This window comes from Lentzea sp. NPDC042327 (assembly GCF_040647275.1).
GTDB lineage: Bacteria > Actinomycetota > Actinomycetes > Mycobacteriales > Pseudonocardiaceae > Lentzea.
In genome coordinates, this window is sequence record NZ_JBEZBX010000019.1 from 131822 (window position 1) to 150804 (window position 18983).

Annotated in this window: 11 protein-coding genes; 9 read left to right on the top strand and 2 right to left on the bottom strand. The window is 68.6% G+C overall.

Annotated elements, in window-relative coordinates:
• Nucleotides 1-146: 146 nt before the first annotated feature.
• A complete protein-coding gene (gene pglX / locus AB0A63_RS35380; protein WP_360399237.1) occupies nt 147-3977 on the top strand; it encodes a BREX-2 system adenine-specific DNA-methyltransferase PglX in 3831 nt (1276 codons plus the stop codon).
• 82 nt (nt 3978-4059) lie between these two features.
• Here the strand turns inward: pglX and AB0A63_RS35385 are convergent, their stop codons facing one another.
• Nucleotides 4060-4599 (bottom strand): hypothetical protein, encoded by a 540-nt coding sequence (locus AB0A63_RS35385; RefSeq protein WP_360399240.1) that lies wholly within the window; start codon nt 4597-4599, stop codon nt 4060-4062.
• Nucleotides 4600-4773: 174 nt separating this feature from the next.
• Here AB0A63_RS35385 and AB0A63_RS35390 point away from each other — a divergent pair, with 174 nt between their 5' ends.
• The 8 genes from AB0A63_RS35390 to AB0A63_RS35425 all read left to right on the top strand — a co-directional run bounded on the left by AB0A63_RS35390 (nt 4774) and on the right by AB0A63_RS35425 (nt 18402).
• Nucleotides 4774-8496 (top strand): hypothetical protein, encoded by a 3723-nt coding sequence (locus AB0A63_RS35390; protein WP_360399243.1) that lies wholly within the window; start codon nt 4774-4776, stop codon nt 8494-8496.
• Nucleotides 8483-11128: a BREX-2 system phosphatase PglZ gene (pglZ, locus tag AB0A63_RS35395; protein ID WP_360399246.1), complete on the top strand. Its 2646-nt coding sequence runs from the start codon at nt 8483-8485 to the stop codon at nt 11126-11128. Before AB0A63_RS35390 ends, pglZ begins: the two co-directional genes overlap by 14 nt.
• Nucleotides 11125-12444: a BREX system ATP-binding protein BrxD gene (brxD, locus tag AB0A63_RS35400; protein ID WP_360399249.1), complete on the top strand. Its 1320-nt coding sequence runs from the start codon at nt 11125-11127 to the stop codon at nt 12442-12444. Before pglZ ends, brxD begins: the two co-directional genes overlap by 4 nt.
• Nucleotides 12437-14539: a DEAD/DEAH box helicase gene (locus tag AB0A63_RS35405; protein WP_360399252.1), complete on the top strand. Its 2103-nt coding sequence runs from the start codon at nt 12437-12439 to the stop codon at nt 14537-14539. Before brxD ends, AB0A63_RS35405 begins: the two co-directional genes overlap by 8 nt.
• Before the next feature lie 70 nt (nt 14540-14609).
• Nucleotides 14610-15515, top strand: a complete 906-nt coding sequence (locus AB0A63_RS35410; RefSeq protein WP_360399255.1) for an XRE family transcriptional regulator — start codon at nt 14610-14612, stop codon at nt 15513-15515.
• Between the two features lie 17 nt (nt 15516-15532).
• Nucleotides 15533-16651: a hypothetical protein gene (locus AB0A63_RS35415; RefSeq protein WP_360399258.1), complete on the top strand. Its 1119-nt coding sequence runs from the start codon at nt 15533-15535 to the stop codon at nt 16649-16651.
• 68 nt (nt 16652-16719) lie between these two features.
• Entirely contained in the window at nt 16720-17655 is a 936-nt protein-coding gene (locus AB0A63_RS35420; protein ID WP_360399261.1) for a hypothetical protein, read from the top strand.
• Nucleotides 17656-18030: 375 nt separating this feature from the next.
• Complete coding sequence (locus AB0A63_RS35425; protein WP_360399264.1) at nt 18031-18402, top strand: nucleotide pyrophosphohydrolase; 372 nt, start codon at nt 18031-18033, stop codon at nt 18400-18402.
• Between the two features lie 213 nt (nt 18403-18615).
• On the opposite strand, the gene AB0A63_RS35430 is transcribed toward AB0A63_RS35425, so the two are convergent.
• Nucleotides 18616-18780 carry a hypothetical protein gene (locus tag AB0A63_RS35430; RefSeq protein WP_360399267.1) on the bottom strand — a complete coding sequence of 55 codons (165 nt, stop codon included), beginning with the start codon at nt 18778-18780 and terminating at the stop codon, nt 18616-18618.
• Nucleotides 18781-18983 lie beyond the last annotated feature (203 nt).

Consider the following 18983-nt stretch of genomic DNA (forward strand, 5'->3'; position numbering starts at 1 on the left):
CGAACAGCCAACTCCACACCGCCGTGCGACGCAGACGACAGTCATGTCCTCGGTGGTTCCGCTGCCTTGGCCAGGTGCCTGCGGCCGCTTGCCGTGAGTGACTAACCTGGCGCCTCGTGACGCCGCCATCGCTAGATCGTTCAGCCTTGCTCGCCGACCTGCAGAAGCAGGTGCTCACACTGGAGGAGGACCTGCGCGAACAGGTCACGCGGCTACCCACGACGAGGACGTGGCTGGACGAGCAGTACGCGAAGGCGGTCAAGGCCAGACGCACCGCGGCGTCGCAGGACTCGTTCGACGCCGAGGAGATCACGCAGGCCGCGGTGGCGTGGGTGCTCGGCACGGTGTTCGTACGCTGGTGTGAGGACAACGGCCTGATCGACCCGATGCTGTCGGGCCCGGACGAGCACCTCGCGAACGCCGAGGACGCGCAGAGCGCGTACTTCCGCATCGAGCCCCGTGCGACGGACACCGACTGGATCTGGCAGAGCTTCGAGTCGCTGCGCCGCAGCGACGCCGGCGCGATGCTCTTCGACGAGCAGCACAACCCCGCCTACCGCATCCCGCTGTCGCACGACGGCGCGAAGGCGCTGATCGCGTTCTGGCGCACCCGCCGCCCGGACGGCTCGCTGGTCCACGACTTCCGCGACGAGTCGTGGGACACGCGCTTCCTCGGCGACCTGTATCAAGACATGTCGCAGAAGGCCAAGGACAAGTACGCGCTGCTCCAGACGCCGGACTTCGTCGAGGAGTTCATCCTCGACTACACCCTGAAGCCCGCCCTGGAGGAGTTCGGTCTCGACGGTCTGCGGCTGATCGACCCGACCTGCGGCTCCGGCCACTTCCTGCTGGGCGCGTTCCACCGACTGGTCGACGCGTGGCGCGAGGAGGCACCGGGCCTGAGCGACACCGAGGTCACCCGCAAGGCACTGGACTCGGTGCACGGCGTGGACCTGAACCCGTTCGCCGTCGCCATCGCCCGCTTCCGCCTCGTCCTCGCTGCCTGGGGAATCGCCGGGGTGCGGGCTGTCAGAGAGGCAACGGGTCAGCGCTGGACGGTGACGGTCGCAACCGGTGACTCACTGCTCGCGGGCAAACGCGGCAGCTTCGAGGGCATGGACTCGGAGATCGGCCTTCAGCTCGCGACCGAGGACGTGCACGAGTTCCCCGGCTTGCTGGATGAGGGCTCCTACCACGTCGTGGTCGGCAACCCGCCGTACATCACGGTCAGCGACTCGGCGCTGAACAGCGAGTACCGCAAGAAATACTCGGCCTGCCACCGCCAGTTCCAGCTCACCGTGCCGTTCGCTCAGCGCTTCTTCGAGTTGGCCCGGCGAGCCGGTACCGACGGCCGTGGCGCGGGCGTCGTCGGACAGATCACCTCGAACGGCTTCATGAAGCGCGAGTTCGGGACCAAGCTTGTGCAGGAGTTCTTCCCGACCGTCGACTTGACCCACGTGATCGACACGTCCGGCGCATTTATCCCCGGTCACGGCACACCAACGGTCATCTTGGTGGGACGGCGTCGTGCTCCGAATCGCGACCGGCCAGTCCGCGCGGTGCTCGGCATCCAGGGAGAGCCGTCGCAGCCTTCTGTCCCGGCTGAAGGTCTGGTGTGGACCTCGATCCGTAAGCAGATCGACCAAGTCGGCAGCGAGTCCGATTGGGTGAGCGTGACCGACTTGGCTCGCTCGCGATTGACCCAGCACCCATGGTCTCTCAGCGGTGGTGGCGCGGATCGCCTTGTATCTGCCATCGACAAGGGCAAGCCGAGGATCACATCTGTCGTCGTTCCGCCGATCGGCCGGGCCGCTCGTGCTGGTGCTGATGATGCGTACATCCGACCGGGTCGGTGGTCATCACGGCCTGCGACACCACTCCTGGTTCGCGGCGACATCGTTCGAGACTGGTCGTTGCAGCCAGACGAGTCGATCATCTTCCCCTACGCGGCTGACGCAGACCTCGCGATGCTTAAGCAAGAACTGTGGCCCTGGCGTAACCTTCTGGCAGAACGCCGGACCTTCCAGGGCAACATGCGTGACGCCGGGTTGGAATGGTGGCAGTACATGCAGTTCACGGCCTCGGCCTACAAGACCCCACTCTCAATCGCGTTCGCCTTCGTTGCGACACACAACCACTTCGTGCTCGACCGAGGCGGGAAGGTCTTCAATAGGTCCGCTCCCGTCATCAAGCTGCGCGAAGACGCCAGCGAGGACGATCACCTCGCCCTACTTGGCATCCTCAACTCGTCGACAGCATGCTTCTGGCTGAAGCAGGTAAGCCACAACAAGGGAGGTCAGGGCGTCAACGAAGGCTTCAAGTCGCAAGAATGGGAGCGATTTTTCGAGTTCACTGGAACTAAACTGGAGCAATTCCCTCTACCGGGGAGCTTGCCGCTTGGCCGTGCTCGCGCGATCGACGCCGTCGCACAAACAGCAGCTTCCACAGCACCTGCGGCCGTCGCTGAACGCGAGGTGCCGACGCCGGATCGTTTGCGCGCTTCCAGATCTGAGCACGCCAGCCTATTCCCCCAGGTGATCGCTGAGCAAGAAGAACTCGACTGGGACGTCTATCAGCGATACGGCCTGCTGTCCGACATCGAGGCGGCGGAAGTCGTCATCCCCGACCCGTCCACAGTTCCCGGCATCAACCTCGGCGAACGAGCATTCGAGATCCTTCTGGCCCGCAAAATGGCGGCAGGCGAGGTCGAGACCCAGTGGTTTGCCCGCCACGGCTCCACCCCGATAACCGAAATCCCCGACCACTGGCCGGACCATTACAAGCGCACGGTCAAGGCACGCATCGCGCTGATCGAGAAGCGCCGCGACATCGCCCTGATCGAACGCCCGGAGTGCAAGCGCCGCTGGGCCACCGAGCCGTGGGAGAAGCAGCAGGAACGCGCGCTTCGCGAGTGGCTGCAGGACCGCTTGGAGGCACGGCACCTGTGGTTCGCCGAGGACGTCAACGGTGTCGAGCAGCCGACGATGCGCACGGTGTCCGAGCTGACCGACCAGATGCGCGGCGACCAGGACTTCACTGAGGTCGCACGGCTGTGGGCGACCGACGTGCTCGGCAACTCCGACGCCGAGCTGGCCGAGATCGTCGCCGCGCTCGTGGACGAGGAGCACGTGCCGTTCCTGCCGGTCTACCGCTACAAGCCCGCCGGGCTGCGCAAGCGGGCCGAGTGGCAGCACGTGTGGGACCTGCAGCGCCGGGAGGACGCCATCGCGGCGGAGCTCGGCAAGGACGTCACCGATCCCGAGGTGCGCGCCGAGGTCAAGAAGCGACTCGGTGACATTCCGGTGCCGCAGAAGTACGGCTCGGGCGATTTCCTGCGCAGCTCGTACTGGCGGCATCGCGGCAAGCTCGACGTGCCGAAGGAACGGTTCATCTCCTACCCCGCCGCGAGCCGTGACGGTGACGGCAGCCTCGTGCTCGGCTGGGCCGGCTGGGACCACCGCGAACAGGCGCACGCACTCGCGGTGCTGATCTCGCAACGTCAGGGCGAGGACGGGTGGGGCGCCGAACGGCTGCTGCCCTTGCTGGCAGGGCTCGACGAGGTGCTGCCGTGGGTGGAGCAGTGGCACGGCGACATCGATCCGGCCTTCGGCAGCTCGCCGTTCGACATCTACCAGGGTTTCCTGGAGAGCCAGCTCGGCGAGCTCCACATCGCGCGCGACGACCTGGCGGCGTGGCAGCCGGCGGGCAGGGTCGACGTCTCACCACTGCGGCGCAAAACGCAAGGCGCAGCCGCGAGGACGCCGAGCGCGAAGGTCGACGTCAAGTTCACCTCGGAGCACGTCGCCGTCTTGGTCGAATTCGCCGGCCACGGTCCGATGACCACGGCGCAGGCAGCCGAGGTGACCGGCCTGTCGACCCCGGCGACCAGGGCACTGCTCAAGCACTTGGTCGAGCGCGGCGACCTGGTGCAGACCGGCCAGAAGCGCGGCACGAAGTTCGAACTGAGCACCCGGTAGCGCACTGTTGGCGGTAGCCGGGATGATCAGCGAACGCTTGCATCGGCCACCGGCTACCGCCAACTCGACGCGTTGATGCAGCTCACCGTCGCCTTGGCCCCACCAGGGCAGCAGCGGCGGCAGGTCGCGCAACGGGCTGCTGGGTGCCTTCGGGCACGCGTGACGAGCCGTCGTCGTCGGCCCAGCGGCGGCCGTACTGGTCCGGCAGCTCTCCCCAGCCCCAGTACGGAAGCGGCTCGTCCGGCACGATCCCGAGCTTGTTCGCCGGGTCGATCTTCTCGGTGCCCACCGTGCATAGGTGCGACCAGTCGTCGCCGAAGTCGAAGACGTAGGCGAACTGGTCACCGGGCTGCAGCCGGCTCAGCTTCGTCGAGCTGCCGAGCATTCCCTCCGGTTCTTCGCCGTCCCAGTGGTCCAACTCGCTCACCTCCGTGCCGTCGGCGAACGTGAACATGTGCATGTGTGCCAGGTCCCAGCGGGCGAACGCGATGTCGATCGCGCGCGACAGCTGACCGAACGTGTGCGATCGCGCGGCGGCGAACACACGGCCTGGCCGGGACCAGAAGTCCTGGCCGCGTCCGTGCACCAACTCGACCTGGACCGACAACCAGGTACGCGCCACAGCCGACACTCCTCGTCTCACGGGTAACGCCTTGGCTTCGGCCATCTATAGGTCCGATGCCGGGCGCACAACTGTGTCACCCGTTCGGCCGCTGCTCATGGACAGGCCGTAAGGGCACGGGTCCGCCCCACTACGGTGGGGTTCGACAGACCGCGAACCAGGGGGTTCTCCAGCGTGACCACCGCAGGGCCGACCACGGCGCCGCTGCTGCGCGAACTGATCGACATTCCGAAGCGCGTGCACCGGGGCGACTTCGTCCTGAAGCTGACCGAAGGTGTCGAGACCAAGCGTGACGAGGCACTGCGCAGCTACGTGGTGACCCCACAGCTGCGGGTGGCGTTCACCGAGGCGCTGGACCTGATCAAGTCGGCGCTGGACGAGCACAGCTCCAAGTCGGCTTACCTGCACGGCTCGTTCGGTTCGGGTAAGAGCCACTTCATGGCCGTTCTGCACGCGATGCTCGACGGTCACCCGGCTGCGCTGGACCGCGCGGACTTCGGTGACGTCGTCGCGCGGCACCGGTGGCTCGGCGACAAGCGCTTCCTGCTGATCCCCTACCACCTCACCGGGTCGGAGAGCCTGGAGGCCGCGATCCTCGGCGGCTACGTCCAGCACGTGCGGGAGCACCATCCCGACCAGCCGATCCCGCAGGTCTACCGCGCGCAAGGACTGCTGGAAGACGCGCGCCGCCTGCGCGGGAAGCTCGGTGACGAGCAGTTCCTCGCCGGGCTGCCGCAGCAGGCCGACACGGGCTGGGGCGACCTCGGCCAGGCGATGACCGTGGAGAAGCTGGACGAAGGGTTCGCCGCACCCATCGACAGTGCCGCGTCGAACGAGCTGATCGCCAAGGTCATCGAGGGGTACTTCCCCAACTACGTCGACTCCGTTCGCGGCGCGGCGAACGCCTACATCCCACTGGACCAGGGCCTGTCCGCGATCAGCAGGAACGCCAAGGCGCTCGGCTACGACGGTGTCGTGCTCTTCCTCGACGAGCTGGTGCTGTGGCTCGCGGGCAAGATCGGCGACCAGGCGTTCATCAGCCGCGAGACGGAGAAGGTCGCGAAGCTCGTCGAGGCGGGTGACGCCAACCGGCCGGCACCGATCGTCAGCTTCATCGCCCGGCAGCGCGACCTGCGCGAGCTCGGCATCGGCGCCGAACGCACGGGTGCCGAGCTGCAGTCGTTCCACGACCGGCTGAACCACTGGGACGGTCGCATCGAGCGGATCACGCTGGAGGACCGCAACCTTCCGCTCATCGCCCAGGAGCGCATCCTCAAACCGCTGCCAGGCAAGGCGGAGGTGCTGGAGCAGGCGTTCCAGCGCACGAACGCGCTGCCCGGCTGGGTTCGCGACGTGCTGCTCGGTGCAGGAGACGGCGACGCGTTCGCGCGCACGTATCCGTTCAGCCCGGCTTTCATGGACACGCTTGTGCACGTGTCGTCGGCGCTGCAGCGCGAACGCACGGCGCTGCTCTTGATGCGGCAGATCCTGGTGAACCGCCGCGACGAGTTCCGCCTGGGACAGCTCGTGCCCCTCGGAGACCTGTTCGACGCGGTCGCCGACGGCGCGGACCAGCCGTTCACCGAGAAGCTCAAGCACGAGTTCGACGAGGCCCGCACGCTCTACCAGCGCACGCTGCGGCCGATGCTGCTGCGGGACCGGAACCTGCACGAGGACCAGGTGGCGGGCCTGGCCGAGGCGGAACCCGGTGTGCTGAGGGCGTTCCGCAGCGACGACCGGCTCGTCAAGACGTTGCTGCTCGCGGCACTCGCACCGGACGTGGAGGCGCTGCGCGACCTCACCGCGCGCAGGCTGGCAGCGCTCAACCACGGCACCATCACCACGCCGATCCCCGGCCAGGAGGTCGGTGAAGTGGTGCGCAGGCTGCGCAGCTGGGCCAGCCGTGTCGCGGAGCTGCAGGTCGGCGAGGGCGCCGACCCGAGCGTCCGGCTGAACCTCGTCGGCGTGAACGTCAACGCGATCCTCGAACGCGTGGTGAAGATCGACGACCAGGCGGCCCGACGCAGGCTGGTCCGGGCGCTGCTGTTCACCGAGCTCGGCATCAAGGACACCGGCGCGCTGCCGGTGGAGCATCCTGTGGCCTGGCGCGGCAGCAAGCGGGTTCTCGAAGTCGTCTACGGCAACGTCCGGGACGCACACGACCTGCGTGACGACGTGTTCGAACCATCTCAAGAGGACCGTTGGCGGTTGCTGCTGGACTACCCGTTCGACTCGGAGACGCACTCCGCGGCCGATGACCGGACGCGGGTGCACCTGCTGCGTGCGCAGCTCGGCAACCGGTCCTCCGTGGCGTGGTTGCCCGCCTTCTTCACCCAGGACGTCATCGACAAGGTGAGCCGCCTGATCCGGGTCGACTACCTGTTGCAGGAACGCAACACGCTCGAGGAGAACACCCGCAACATCGGCGCCGACGACCGCGAGCGCGCCCGCGATCTCCTGCGCAACCTGCAGGCGTCGCTGCGCAGCGAGCTGCGCGAGGCGTTGAAGAACGCCTACGGTCTCGTCTCGCGGCCGAAGGAGGAGATCGTCCAGGACTGGCAGGACCACCTCGTCAGCATGGACGCCGCGGTGAACCCGCGACTCGACGCCGGCAGGCCGTTCGCGGACGCGCTGCGGTCCCTGGTCGACCAGCTCTACGTGGCCACCTACCCCGAGCACCCGGACTTCGACCCGCAACGGCGGGGTGAGGTCGTGCGCGACGCGGACCTGCGCACCACGCTGACGCACGTGCGGCTGGCCGCCGACGCCCCCGAGGGCCGGATCGAGGTTGACAAGCCCCACCGCGAGGCGTTGCGGCGCGTCGCACACCCGCTGCGGCTCGGTGAGGAGCACAACGGCCCGTTCGTGGTGAACCGGCACTGGGCGGAGGAGCTCGACCGCAAGGCTGCCCAAGCCGACCTCGCCGACGCCGAGCTGACAGTGCGAACCGTGCGCACCTGGCTGCGCGACCTGGGGATGGAACGCCGGGTCGAGAACCTGGTCATCGCCTCGTTCGCCGAGCTCACCCACCGCGCCTGGAAACGAGCCGAACGCCGGATGGACCCACCGGAGACGCCGGACGCGGTGGCCGACGACATGGTGCTCTACCGCCAGGCGTTGCCGTCACGGGAACACTGGGACCTCGCCTGCCGCCGGGCGAGCGCGCTGACCGGGACGGACGTGCGCGCCACGGTCATCTCTCCGCGCGCGGTCGCGAGGTTCGCCCGCGTGCTGTCCGCCAAGATCGAGGCGCTGCGCCTGCCCGCGGTGGAACTGGTGGAAGTCCTCGACGAACACTCAGCGCGGCTGGGACTGGACTCTGCTTTGCCGCACGGCCGGCACGCGATCGCGGTGGCAGCGAGCGACCTGCTGACCAGCCTGCACACCGTCACCGACCCCACGGTCCTGGTAACGAAGCTGGCCATGGCCGATCTCGGCGGGGTGGAGCCGGTCGTGCTCAGCCGATCCCTGGAAACCTCACGTGAGGTGACCAGCGCCCTGCAGCACGCCGACTGGCCGATCTTCGGCTGGCTCGACGACCCGGCGGCGACATCCATCAGGAACGATCTCCAGGCCGCCGCCAACGCAGGTGAGCACGCGTCGAGCATGCGCAAGGCCTTGGACTCCGCGAAACGCGCTCTCATCGAGAGGTTCCGGCCGGCTCCGGCCGCGACACCGCCTTCAAAACCTGCCTACGCTCCAGGACGACCAGTAGCTCAGCCGACCGCGCGGACTCCGGTGAGCACCGCCTCCGCCACGTGGTCGCGGAAAACCGGTGAGGCAACAGGAAAGCTCGACGACGTCCTGGACGAGCTGCGTGCGTTCGGACAGGCGAACCCCGATGCCGTGATCGAAGTGCAGTTCCGGGTCGTGGAGGCGCAGGATGGTCTCAGCTGACCTCGGTCCGGCCGTCGAGAACGCGGTCACCAGCCGGGTCGCGAAGGTGATCGCAGCCCTGGCCGACGACACCGGCCGTGCACCGACCGGGCGGATCGTGGTCGGCATCCACACCCGCGGCACGCCTGTGTGGCACGGTCCCGAACGCGACGAGTTGCACGGGCGCATCGTGCGGTACGTCGCATGCCCGTCGGTGCTGTCGGTACTGGACGCCTTGGCAGACGGTCACGACGACGTGCTCGTCGTGCTCACGGATCGGGACCAGAGCGAGCTCGGTGACGCCATCATGGCCCGGCTGCACAACGAAAAGCTCCACGACGTCAGCAAGTACACGCTGTTGCAGGAAATCCTGCGCGCCCGCCAGCTGGATCCGCAGCTGCGCGGTGCCGACAACGTCTGGCTGGTGGACGCCCTCGTCGACCTGGCGCGCAAAGGCGATCTGACCAACACCGCCGGGCTGTCCTTCGGCCGTGAGGTGGCGCTGGGCCACGTCGTGCGCGGCAGGCTGGCCGTCGACCCGGCGCTGCTCGACCTGCCTGGGCTCATCACCACGCTCGACAACCCGAGCGTCCGGCTGGGATGGCGGGATCTGCGGGACGCCGAACGTGCGGGCATCACCGCCCACCTGGCCGAGCGCCTGGGCAACGCCGCCGCGGTCGTGGTCAGGCTGGCGGCCGCTCGCGACGACGTCATCGCGGAACTCCTCGTGGCCGATGTCCTGGCACGCGCACCGCAGGACGACGTCAGCGCGGTGAAGGCGTTCGGCGCCTTCACCCATTCCCGTTTCGGACTGGAGGAACCGGACAGAGCCGATCTGGCGGGGGCCGCGGCACACGCGGTGGAGCTCGCGCTCACCAACGACATGTGGGACCAGATCAAGTACGCGGACACGCTGCTCGCGCAGCTCAACGCAAGTCCGTTGGCGTATCTGAGCCGAGCGCTCCACAGCGGGTTCACCGCCCGTCTGGAACGGGCGGCCACGTCGCTCGACGAGCAGGATCTGGCGGCCGTGGAGGAACATCACGATGCCGGTGAAGACTGGACTGCTGTGCGCCGGTTGCGCGCCGCAGTCCGCCTGCGGCGCTGGCTGGACGCACCGGGCGCGATCGTCCCGGCACTGGGCGCGTCGCTGCGTCACCACGCGCGTGAGCTGTCCTGGGTGGACGCTGAACTCAACCAGGTGCGGCGCGGATCGGCGAACCCCGTGGTGGCGAAGTCACTGCACGCGATCGCCGAACGCGCGGGCGTCCGGCGCGCGGAGTTCGACCGGCAGTTCGCGCGGGCACTTCCGGAAGCCGCGCACACCTGTCCGGACGATGTTGTCGGTGTCGAACGTCTCCTGCCCGACGTCATCGCTCCGCTCGTCCGCGAACACAAAGTGCTCCTGCTCATCATCGACGGGATGCCGGGTGCGGCCGCCGTCGAGATCACCGACTCGATCGTCGACAACCGTCGTCGCGAATGGACAGAGGTGGTGCGCGCCGCGGACGGAGGCAGGGAAGCCGTGCTCGCGGCGTTCCCGACGGAGACCACCTACAGCAGAACGTCCTTGCTGACCGCGTCACTCGTGAGCGGGACTCAGGAAGACGAGCGTCGAGCGTTCAGCAAGCACGCCTTCTGGCCACCGCGGACTCGCGCTGTTCTGGTCCACAAGGCGGGACTCGGCGGTTCGCACGGACGTGACCTGAGTGCCGAGCTGGAGGCGGAGTTCGCCCTGCACGACGGTCCGCAGGTGGTGGCGGTCGTGCTGAACACCGTGGACGACGCGCTGGCCAAGGGTCGGCAGTCCGACGACCCGTCGTGGAGCCAGGACAACGTCGCCGGTCTACCCCAACTACTGCGGCGAGCGGCGGAGAACGGTTGGATCGTGGTGCTCACGAGCGACCACGGGCATGTGTTGGAACATGGCTCGACCCACCACCCGGACGGCACAGGAGGCGCGCGCTGGCGATCTGTGACCGGTGAGGTCCGCGCCGACGAGGTGAGGTTGTCCGGGCAGCGGGTCTTGGCCCCCGGCGGCACCGCGGTCCTGGCGACGAGCGACCGCATCCGTTACGGCGGCCGTGCCTACGGCTATCACGGTGGGGCGAGCCTCGCGGAGGTCGCGATCCCGTTGGTCGTCCTGCTCCCCCCTCAACTGGAGGAGCTGGCCGGGTGGGCGGTGCACTCCCTCGGCGCACCGGACTGGTGGACGGGACGGGAAACCGCACCGGCCGCACCCGTCACGCCCAAGGCTTCCGCGAAACCCAGTCGCCGCAAGACCCAACCGCAGAGTGGCCAACCGGACCTGTTCTCCGACGCCGGCGGAGCCTCCGCGTCGCGAGGCACTCTGCTCATCACCTGCGACACCTTCGTGAACACCCACAAAGGGCAGCCGGCCAACAGGGTGCTCAAGCCGGAGGTGTTCCGCGACGTCGTCGACGCGGTACTGGCCGCAGGTGGACGGCTCCCGGTCGCTGACGTGCTCGCTGCCGCGAAGACCCCGGGCCGCAATCCGCGCGGCTTGGTCGCCGCGCTGGGCCGGGTGCTCAACATCGACCAGTTCCCGGTGGTCGACCTCATCGACAACGGACGCACCGTGGTGATCAACGGGAAGTTGCTCGACGAGCAGTTCCCGGCGGAGGACCGATGAACGCGATCAGTCCGGCGCGGCGCCGGGCAGTTCTCGCGGCGTTGCGCCGGGGAACGGTGCCGGAAAGCGGTCTCGACCTGTTCGCGGTCGGCCTCGACCGGCTGTCGCCGACCTTCGACGAGGAGCTTTCCTCGTGCGTGGCGGGCGGTGCGGAGTTCAAGGCCGTACGCGGCGAGTACGGCGCTGGAAAGACGTTCCTCGCCCGCTGGCTGGCCGAACGCGCGAAATCCGTGGGGATGGCCGTCAGCGAAGTGCAGATCTCCGAGACGGAGACACCGCTGCACCGGCTGGAGACCGTGTACCGGCGTCTGTGCGAGAACCTCACGACGGCCGTCAGTCCCGCCAGCGCGTTCAGGGCGGTTCTCGACAGCTGGATGTTCGCGCTCGAAGAGGACGTGCTCGCCGAGGGTACGGCCGACGACTCCGATCCCGAGCAGCTCGGTGCAGCCGTGGACGGGTTGCTCGAGATTCGCCTCGGTGGCATCGCCCGGACCACCCCGGGCTACGCGGCGGGACTGCGTGGATATCGCAAGGCGGTGGCGGCCGGCGACGTCGAGACCGCTGACGGTCTGGCTGCCTGGCTCGCGGGCCAGCCTCATGTCGCGGCCGGCGCCAAGCGGGTCGCCGGGGTCAAAGGCGACATCGACCACTTCCAGGCGTTGGGTTTCCTGCAGGGCTTGCTCACAGTCCTGCGCGACTCCGGGCATCCCGGTCTTCTGCTGGTGCTCGACGAGGTGGAGACCCTGCAACGGGTGCGCAGCGACGCGCGAGCCAAGGCGCTCAACGCCCTGCGCCAGTTGATCGACGAGGTCGACAAGGGCCGGTTCCCCGGTCTCTACCTCCTCGTCACCGGCACGCCGGCGTTCTTCGACGGACGCCAGGGCGTGCAACTGCTCCCGCCCCTCGCCGGACGGCTGCACACTGATTTCGGATCGGACACCAGGTTCGACAACGCTCGCGCTCCACAGATCAGGCTGACCGGGTTCACCCTCGACCGACTCGTCGAACTCGGTCGCAAGGTCCGTGATCTCTACGCCACCGGTTCCCCGGTGGCGGACCGGGTGAGGTCGTTGGTCGACGACGACTACCTCCAGACGTTCGCGACAGCGGTCGCCGGTAATCTCGGCGGCAAGATCGGTGTGGCGCCACGGCTGTTCCTGCGCAAACTGGTGTTGAACGTGCTGGACACCGTCGAACAGCACGCGGACTTCGACCCGCGCCGTGACTACGCGCTGACGATCGACCGGGGCGAACTTACGAGCGCCGAACGCGAGGCTGCCGCTGTCACACCCGACGACATCGACCTCGATGTCTGAAACGGGGTTCGCCGCACTGCATCCAGCCGTGCAGCACCACGTCGTGAACACGTTGCAGTGGCCCGGGCTGAGGCCGTTGCAGGCAGCCGCCGTCGCGCCGGTGCTCGCGGACACCGACTGCCTCCTGCTCGCTCCGACCGCGGGAGGCAAGACCGAAGCAGCCATCTTTCCTGTGCTGTCCCGCATGGCGGAGGAAGGATGGACAGGAATCTCGGTTCTGTACGTGTGCCCTCTCCGGGCGCTGCTCAACAACCTGACACCGCGCGTCGACTCCTACGCCCGATGGCTCGGGCGGCGCGCGGAGGTGTGGCACGGCGATGTCGGCCAAGGACAACGACGCCGAACACTGCGAGAACAACCTGACGTCCTGCTCATCACGCCCGAATCCCTCGAGGCGATGCTCGTGTCCGCCACGGTCGACTCCCACCACGCGTTTCGGCACCTGCGCGCCGTGATCGTCGACGAGGTCCACGCGTTCGCCGGTGACGACCGGGGCTGGCATCTTCTGGCCGTGCTCGAACGCCTGTCCCGGATCGCCGGGCGCGATCTCCAGCGCATCGGGCTGTCCGCGACGGTCGGCAACCCCGACGAACTGCTGGTGTGGCTACAGGGCGGCAACCGGGAACGGCCTCGCCAGGTCGTCGCTCCGGCGACGGGTGCCGCGGTGACCGCTGAGGTCACCCTCGACCGCGTGGGCACTGTCGACAACGCGGCAAAGGTCATAGCGGCGTTGCACCGCGGTGAGAAGCGGCTGGTCTTCGTGGACAGTCGGCGCCGCGCGGAGGAACTGGGCGCCGCGTTGCGTACCGGCAACGTCACGACGTTCCTGTCCCACTCGTCACTGTCGGCCTCCGAGCGGCGACGTTCGGAGGAAGCGTTCAGCGACGCGCGTGACTGCGTCATCATCGCCACGTCGACCCTCGAGCTCGGGATTGATGTGGGCGACCTCGACCGCGTGATCCAGATCGACGCGCCCCGCACAGTGGCCTCGTTCCTGCAACGGCTCGGGCGAACCGGTAGGCGCACGGGAACCAGTCGCAACTGCCTGTTCCTGTGCCTGAGCCAGGACGCGGTCCTGCACGCTGCCGGATTGCTCGAACGCTGGGCGGCTGGCTGGGTGGAGCCGATCACTCCGCCGGCCGCGCCGCGGCACATCGCGGCTCAGCAACTACTGGCAGTCGCGTTGCAGGAGAGGACGGTCGGAGTCAGGACCTGGCGGGACTGGTGGGGCAGCCTCCCGCTGTTCGACGACAGCTCGGCGGAGATCATGAACCACCTGCTGGAGGAAGGCTTCCTCGATCGGGACGGTGACCTCGCCTTCATCGGTCCGGAAGCGGAGCGCAGGTTCGGGCGACGCCACTTTTCGGAACTCACAGCGGTGTTCACCGCGTCGCCGGAGTTCCTCGTGCTGTCCGGACAGCACGAGGTCGGCCGTGTCGGTGACGAGGTGCTGCTGGAGGACGTGGCTGGCCCGCGCGTGCTGTTGTTGGGCGGACGCACCTGGCAGGTGAGCCACATCGACTGGAAACGCCGGCGCTGCCATGTCGAACTCAGTGACCTGCCAGGACGCGCACGCTGGAGCGGCGCAGGACAGGGGCTGTCTCTGCACGTCACCAGGGGCATGCGAGAGGTTCTGCTCGGCACGGACCCGCACGGTGTGACCCAGACCCGCCGCGCTCGGTCAACGCTGGACGACCTGCGATCTGACCACAGCGGCCACGTCAATGCAGACGGCACGATCGTGGCGCACTCGCGCAATGGCGACATGCGCTGGTGGACTTGGGCCGGATCCGCGGTCAACCGAACGCTGCACGCGTCACTGCCGGACCTCGTCGACCGCAGGCAGCGTATCGGTGACCGTTCGATCCGGCTCCGTCCGGGCTTGGAACACGAGGCCGTCCGGCAAGCACTGTCGGCCTCTGTGGCCGTGCGGACGCCGGACATCGACGAGCGGGCCGCACGTGGTCTGAAGTTCGCCGAGACACTTCCAGACGCGCTGGCCCGGGAGACGACCTCCGAGCGGTTGGCCGACCGGTCGGGTGCGCAGCGCGTGTTGAGCGAACCCTGGGGCTTCGTGAAGGATGACAACGACTGAGCAGTCGCCGAACGAGGACATCAGGCCCCGCGTGGCACCACGCTGAGCGAGCGGTGAGAATGACCGGATCATGTTCACGCCGTCGCGACTCACGCTCGCCCGCACCCGGCGCGGTCTCACCGCGGCCGAGCTGGCGCGCAAGGCGGGGCTGACGACGAGCGCGGTCATCGAGTACGAGCGCGGGCAGCGCAGGCCGGCGCCGGCCACGCGGGAGGTGCTCGCGACGGCGCTCGGGTTCCCGGCGACGTTCCTGAGCGCGCCCGAGCCGGCGTTGCCGCAGTCGATCAGCACGACGCGGCCGGAAGCGGTGTGCGTGGCGCAGCTGGCGATCGAGTTCAGCGGGTGGCTGGAGCGCATGTTCGTGCTGCCGCAGCCGAACCTGCCGCGGCCGCGGACCGGTCCGGGTGAGGTGCGCCGGCAGTGGCGGATGAGCACCGGGCCTGCGCCGAACATGGTGCAGCTGCTGGAGTTCCACGGTGTGCGGGTGTTCTCGGTGGACTGCCCGGACGTCGGCGCGTTCTCGTGCTGGCACAACGGGACGCCGTACGTGTTCCTCAGCCCGGCGACGACGGCGGAGCGGGCGCGGTTCGACGCGGCGGCGGAGCTGGGGACGTTGCTCGGGCACGAGGACGCGCGGGAGTTCGCCGCGGAGTTCCTGCTGCCCGCCGGTCAGCTGCAGGGAACGCACCACCGGCACTGGCACGTGGACAAGAAGACGTTCGACGAGCGTGCGCGTGGCGTCGCCACCGTGCCGGCCGAGACGGAGGGCATGCCGCGGCGGGAGACGTCGAAGCTGCTCACCAAGGTGTTCCGGGCGTTGCGGGAGAACGGCACGACGCCGCACCAGGTGGCACGCGAGCTGACGCTGGGGTTGGAGGACCTCAACGGGCTCGTGGTCGGGTTGGTGCTGACCGCGTTGCCGGGTGGCGGAGAACCGGGACCGGTGCGCCGGGCACGCCTTACCCTGGTGCACTGACACGCCTGGGGGAAGCAATGCTGACGTTCCTGCGGTACCTGGTGGCCGCACCGCTGCTCGTCGCCAGTGCCGCGGGGGTGCCGATCGCCTGTCAGCTGCTGTCCGCGTACACGTTGCGGCGGTGGCGGGACACCCCGTTCGACGTCGGCGCGGAGCTGACCGAGCGGCTCACCGAGTACGACGGGTTCTGGCCGATCCCGCTGGCGCTGGTGCTGTTCGTGGTGTTGTGGCGGACGACGACGGTGTGGCCGCGGATCGCGTTGCTGCCGTCGGGGTGCATCGCGGTCGGCGGGCTGATCACCGCGGGGTTCACCGAGCTGCTGAGCACGGTCGCGGCGCTGGCGGCGCCGTTGGTGGCATGGACGCTGGCGTGGCTGGCGGCGCGGGTCGTGTCGCGGCCGGTCACCGGTGACGTGCGGCGGTCACCGGCCGAGGTCGGCGTGCGGCTGCGCGGCGGTGGGCGGCTGCGGGTGCAGTCGCGGCGGCTGCTGCTCGACAAGCTGCCGGCGCCGGTGCACGCGGCGGCCACGGTCAACCGGGTCGCGCTGCGGTTCGACCGGATCACCCACGTCGAGGTGGGGAATGCCCTAACGCCCGCGCTGTGGCGGTTCGCCAACTCCAGCGAGCTCACGGTCACGCCCGGTCCGGTGCTGCGGATCATCGGGGGCGGCCAGGAGTGGTTGCTGCCGTGCGACAACGCGGAGGAGCTGCATCGCCTGGTCACCGAGCGCGCGGCGGTGCGCGCGCAGGCCGACCCGCGGCCGCCGCTGGAGAGCAGCCGGTGGGACCTGGCGAAACCGCTGTGGAGCTTGAATGGCGACCCGGCCCAGCGCAACACGCAGAAGGTGCAGAACGGCCAGCACTGGTTGCTGGTGATGAGTGCCCTCACGACGGCGATGGCGTTGTTCTCGGTGTACCGCGTCTTCACCACGAGCTGGGGTTATCTGATCGGCGTGGCCTTGTTCGGCGGCATCGGCTACGGGACCGCCCGCGCCTGGTGGAGCTTCGTCACGAGCCAGCGGCTCGCCGAGGAGAACCCGCGCTCGCCTCTCGCCGACGACCCCGATCCCCGTCACCTTCCGGTCACCGGCTGGAGTTCTTCGCCGGTTGCGTTAGGCCATATGAGCGATCTGTGAAGCGCATCTCCCGGCTTTCCCGACACTCAGAGTGACGAGCGCACTGAGTCGGGAGGATGCCCGTGACGATGCAGCAACGCACAGAACCGTCGCCCGCCGCAGTCTTGATCGCCGTCGCTGTGCTCGCGCTGGTTCTGACCGTTGCCTTCGGCCCGCTGGGCTTCGTCATCGGTCTCGCACTGTTCGCGCTGATGTTCGTCGGCACGAAGAAGGGCTCGGTCGAGCCGATCGTGCCGACGCGCACTCGTTCCCGCATCCGCCGCCTGTCCACGGCGGGCCGGGTCGCGATCGTCGGGGAGGCGCACCACCAGGACGCCATCACCGAGGTGGCGCGGAACAACTCCGCGTTCGCCCTCGATCCGGCCGTGCCCAGCCTGGGCAGCCTCGACGTCGGCATCCCCGCGACCGCGGTGCTCGTGCCGGAGCCGGCCGGCCGCCACGACGAGCACGCCGTGCGGGTCGACCTGCTGCGCGGTGACGGTTCGGCGGTGACCGCCGGCTACCTGCGCACCGACCACGCGTACACCTACTACCCGCTGCTGCTCCAGCTCGCCGAACGCGGCGAGGTCGGCTCCTGCCCGGCCCGGATCATGGGCCAGCGGTACCTCGGCGTGCACCTGCACCTGGGCGACGCGCGGCTGTTGCTGCTCGACCACGAGGCGCTCGGCACCGCGCCGACATTGCCGGCCGAGAAGCAGATCGGCATCACGGACGAAGAAGCCCACCAGTACGTGCTGCACCGGGTGGTCAACGGCCGCACGCCCGTCCACGTCATCGCCGAGCTCCGCGACTGCCGCATCGCCAAGGGAACGCACACGGGCGAGCACACGCTCGAAGTGCTCCTCGAAGGTGAACGCATCGGCCAGCTCTCCCACACCACCGGTCTGCGCTACTACGAGATGGTGCAGAGGTGGCGAGCCCGGACCGGGCGCGCGCTCTGCGAAGCGATCATCGTCAACGAGGGCACGCGTGGCCTTCACGCGAAGCTGCTGCTGCCCAGGTAGTCCGCAAACGTTCGCGGTTCCCGGCCGAGCACCCTCCGCACACCATCCGACAGATGCGCTTCCACACCGGGGTCCTGCACGGCAGCTTCGAACGGATCTCCGCCAGCTGAGCCGGGTTGTCCGGCGGCACGACGTGCACCGCGGTCGTGCCTTCGAGCGCCGGCTCCCAGGTGTCCGGAGTGGACCAGTCGAACCGCGTCGCCGACGACCGCGACGCGGGCTTGGCGGCCGGTCTTGCCGGTAGCTCCGACCACGAGAACGGATGTGTTGATCGTCGATGTTGACATGACTCAGAGCTGATCAACGTTGATCTGGACACTCCATGCTCCGTCAACCTGTGTACTTGCTCGTCAGTCCACGTGGTAGTCAATGGTCATGAGTCAGCGTGATCTCGTGGACCTGAGGGACGCCTTGCGCGCGTTCGCCGCCGCCCGTGACTGGGACAGCTACCACACGCCGAAGAACCTGGTGATGGCGTTGTCCGCAGAGGTCGGCGAGCTGACCGACCTCTTCCAGTGGCTGACGCCGGAGGAGGCGAAGGACGCGATGAGTGATCCGCAGCTCGCCTGGAACGTGCGCGACGAGCTCGCGGACGTCATGCACTACTTGACGCGGCTGGCGGACAAGCTCGGCGTCGACCTCGTCGAGGCCGCGTTCGCGAAGATCGAGCGCAACGAGCGGCGGTTCCCCACCGGAAGCCTGGTTCCTGTTCCCGTGGACGACAACGTCGAGCAGGGTGAGCGTTGAGCCGGTAGGTCCTGCGGTTGGTCTGTTGATGGGCGAAGCGCCGTTCTCCGTGCGGTACCTCTGCGGCGTCGCGCGGAAGAACGGCGCCCCCGTGTTCAGCGCCGACAGGAGGACCTGGGCTCCGCGGCCACCACGTGGCGCGGTTCCCAGGGTTCTGACGCCGACCGCCGGCCCGCGTGGTGAGGCCGATGCGCTCGACGCGCTGCAGTCCCGCTAGAGGTACGTCAGCAGGAGGAGGATCAGGCACACCAGCAGCACGACGCCGAGCACTGCGGGCAGGAGTGACTGCGAGGACGGCGCGGGTTCGCGGGCGTGCCTGCCCCGCCTCCTGCGCGCTCGCCACCGCAAAGGTGCCTCCCCTGCCCACTGACCGTTCATGGCGATCACGGTAGGGACGGACGGCCTGGGCCTGACGGCCGTCACCCGCTCGCCTGGAGCACATCACCCGGTCGGCCGCGCACTGCGCCGGCATTCCGCGGGGACACGAAAAAGCCCTGCGGGGAGCGCTTGTGGCGCTCAACCCGCAGGGCAAATTAAGTTCGGCGGCGACCTACTCTCCCACACCGTAACCAGTGCAGTAC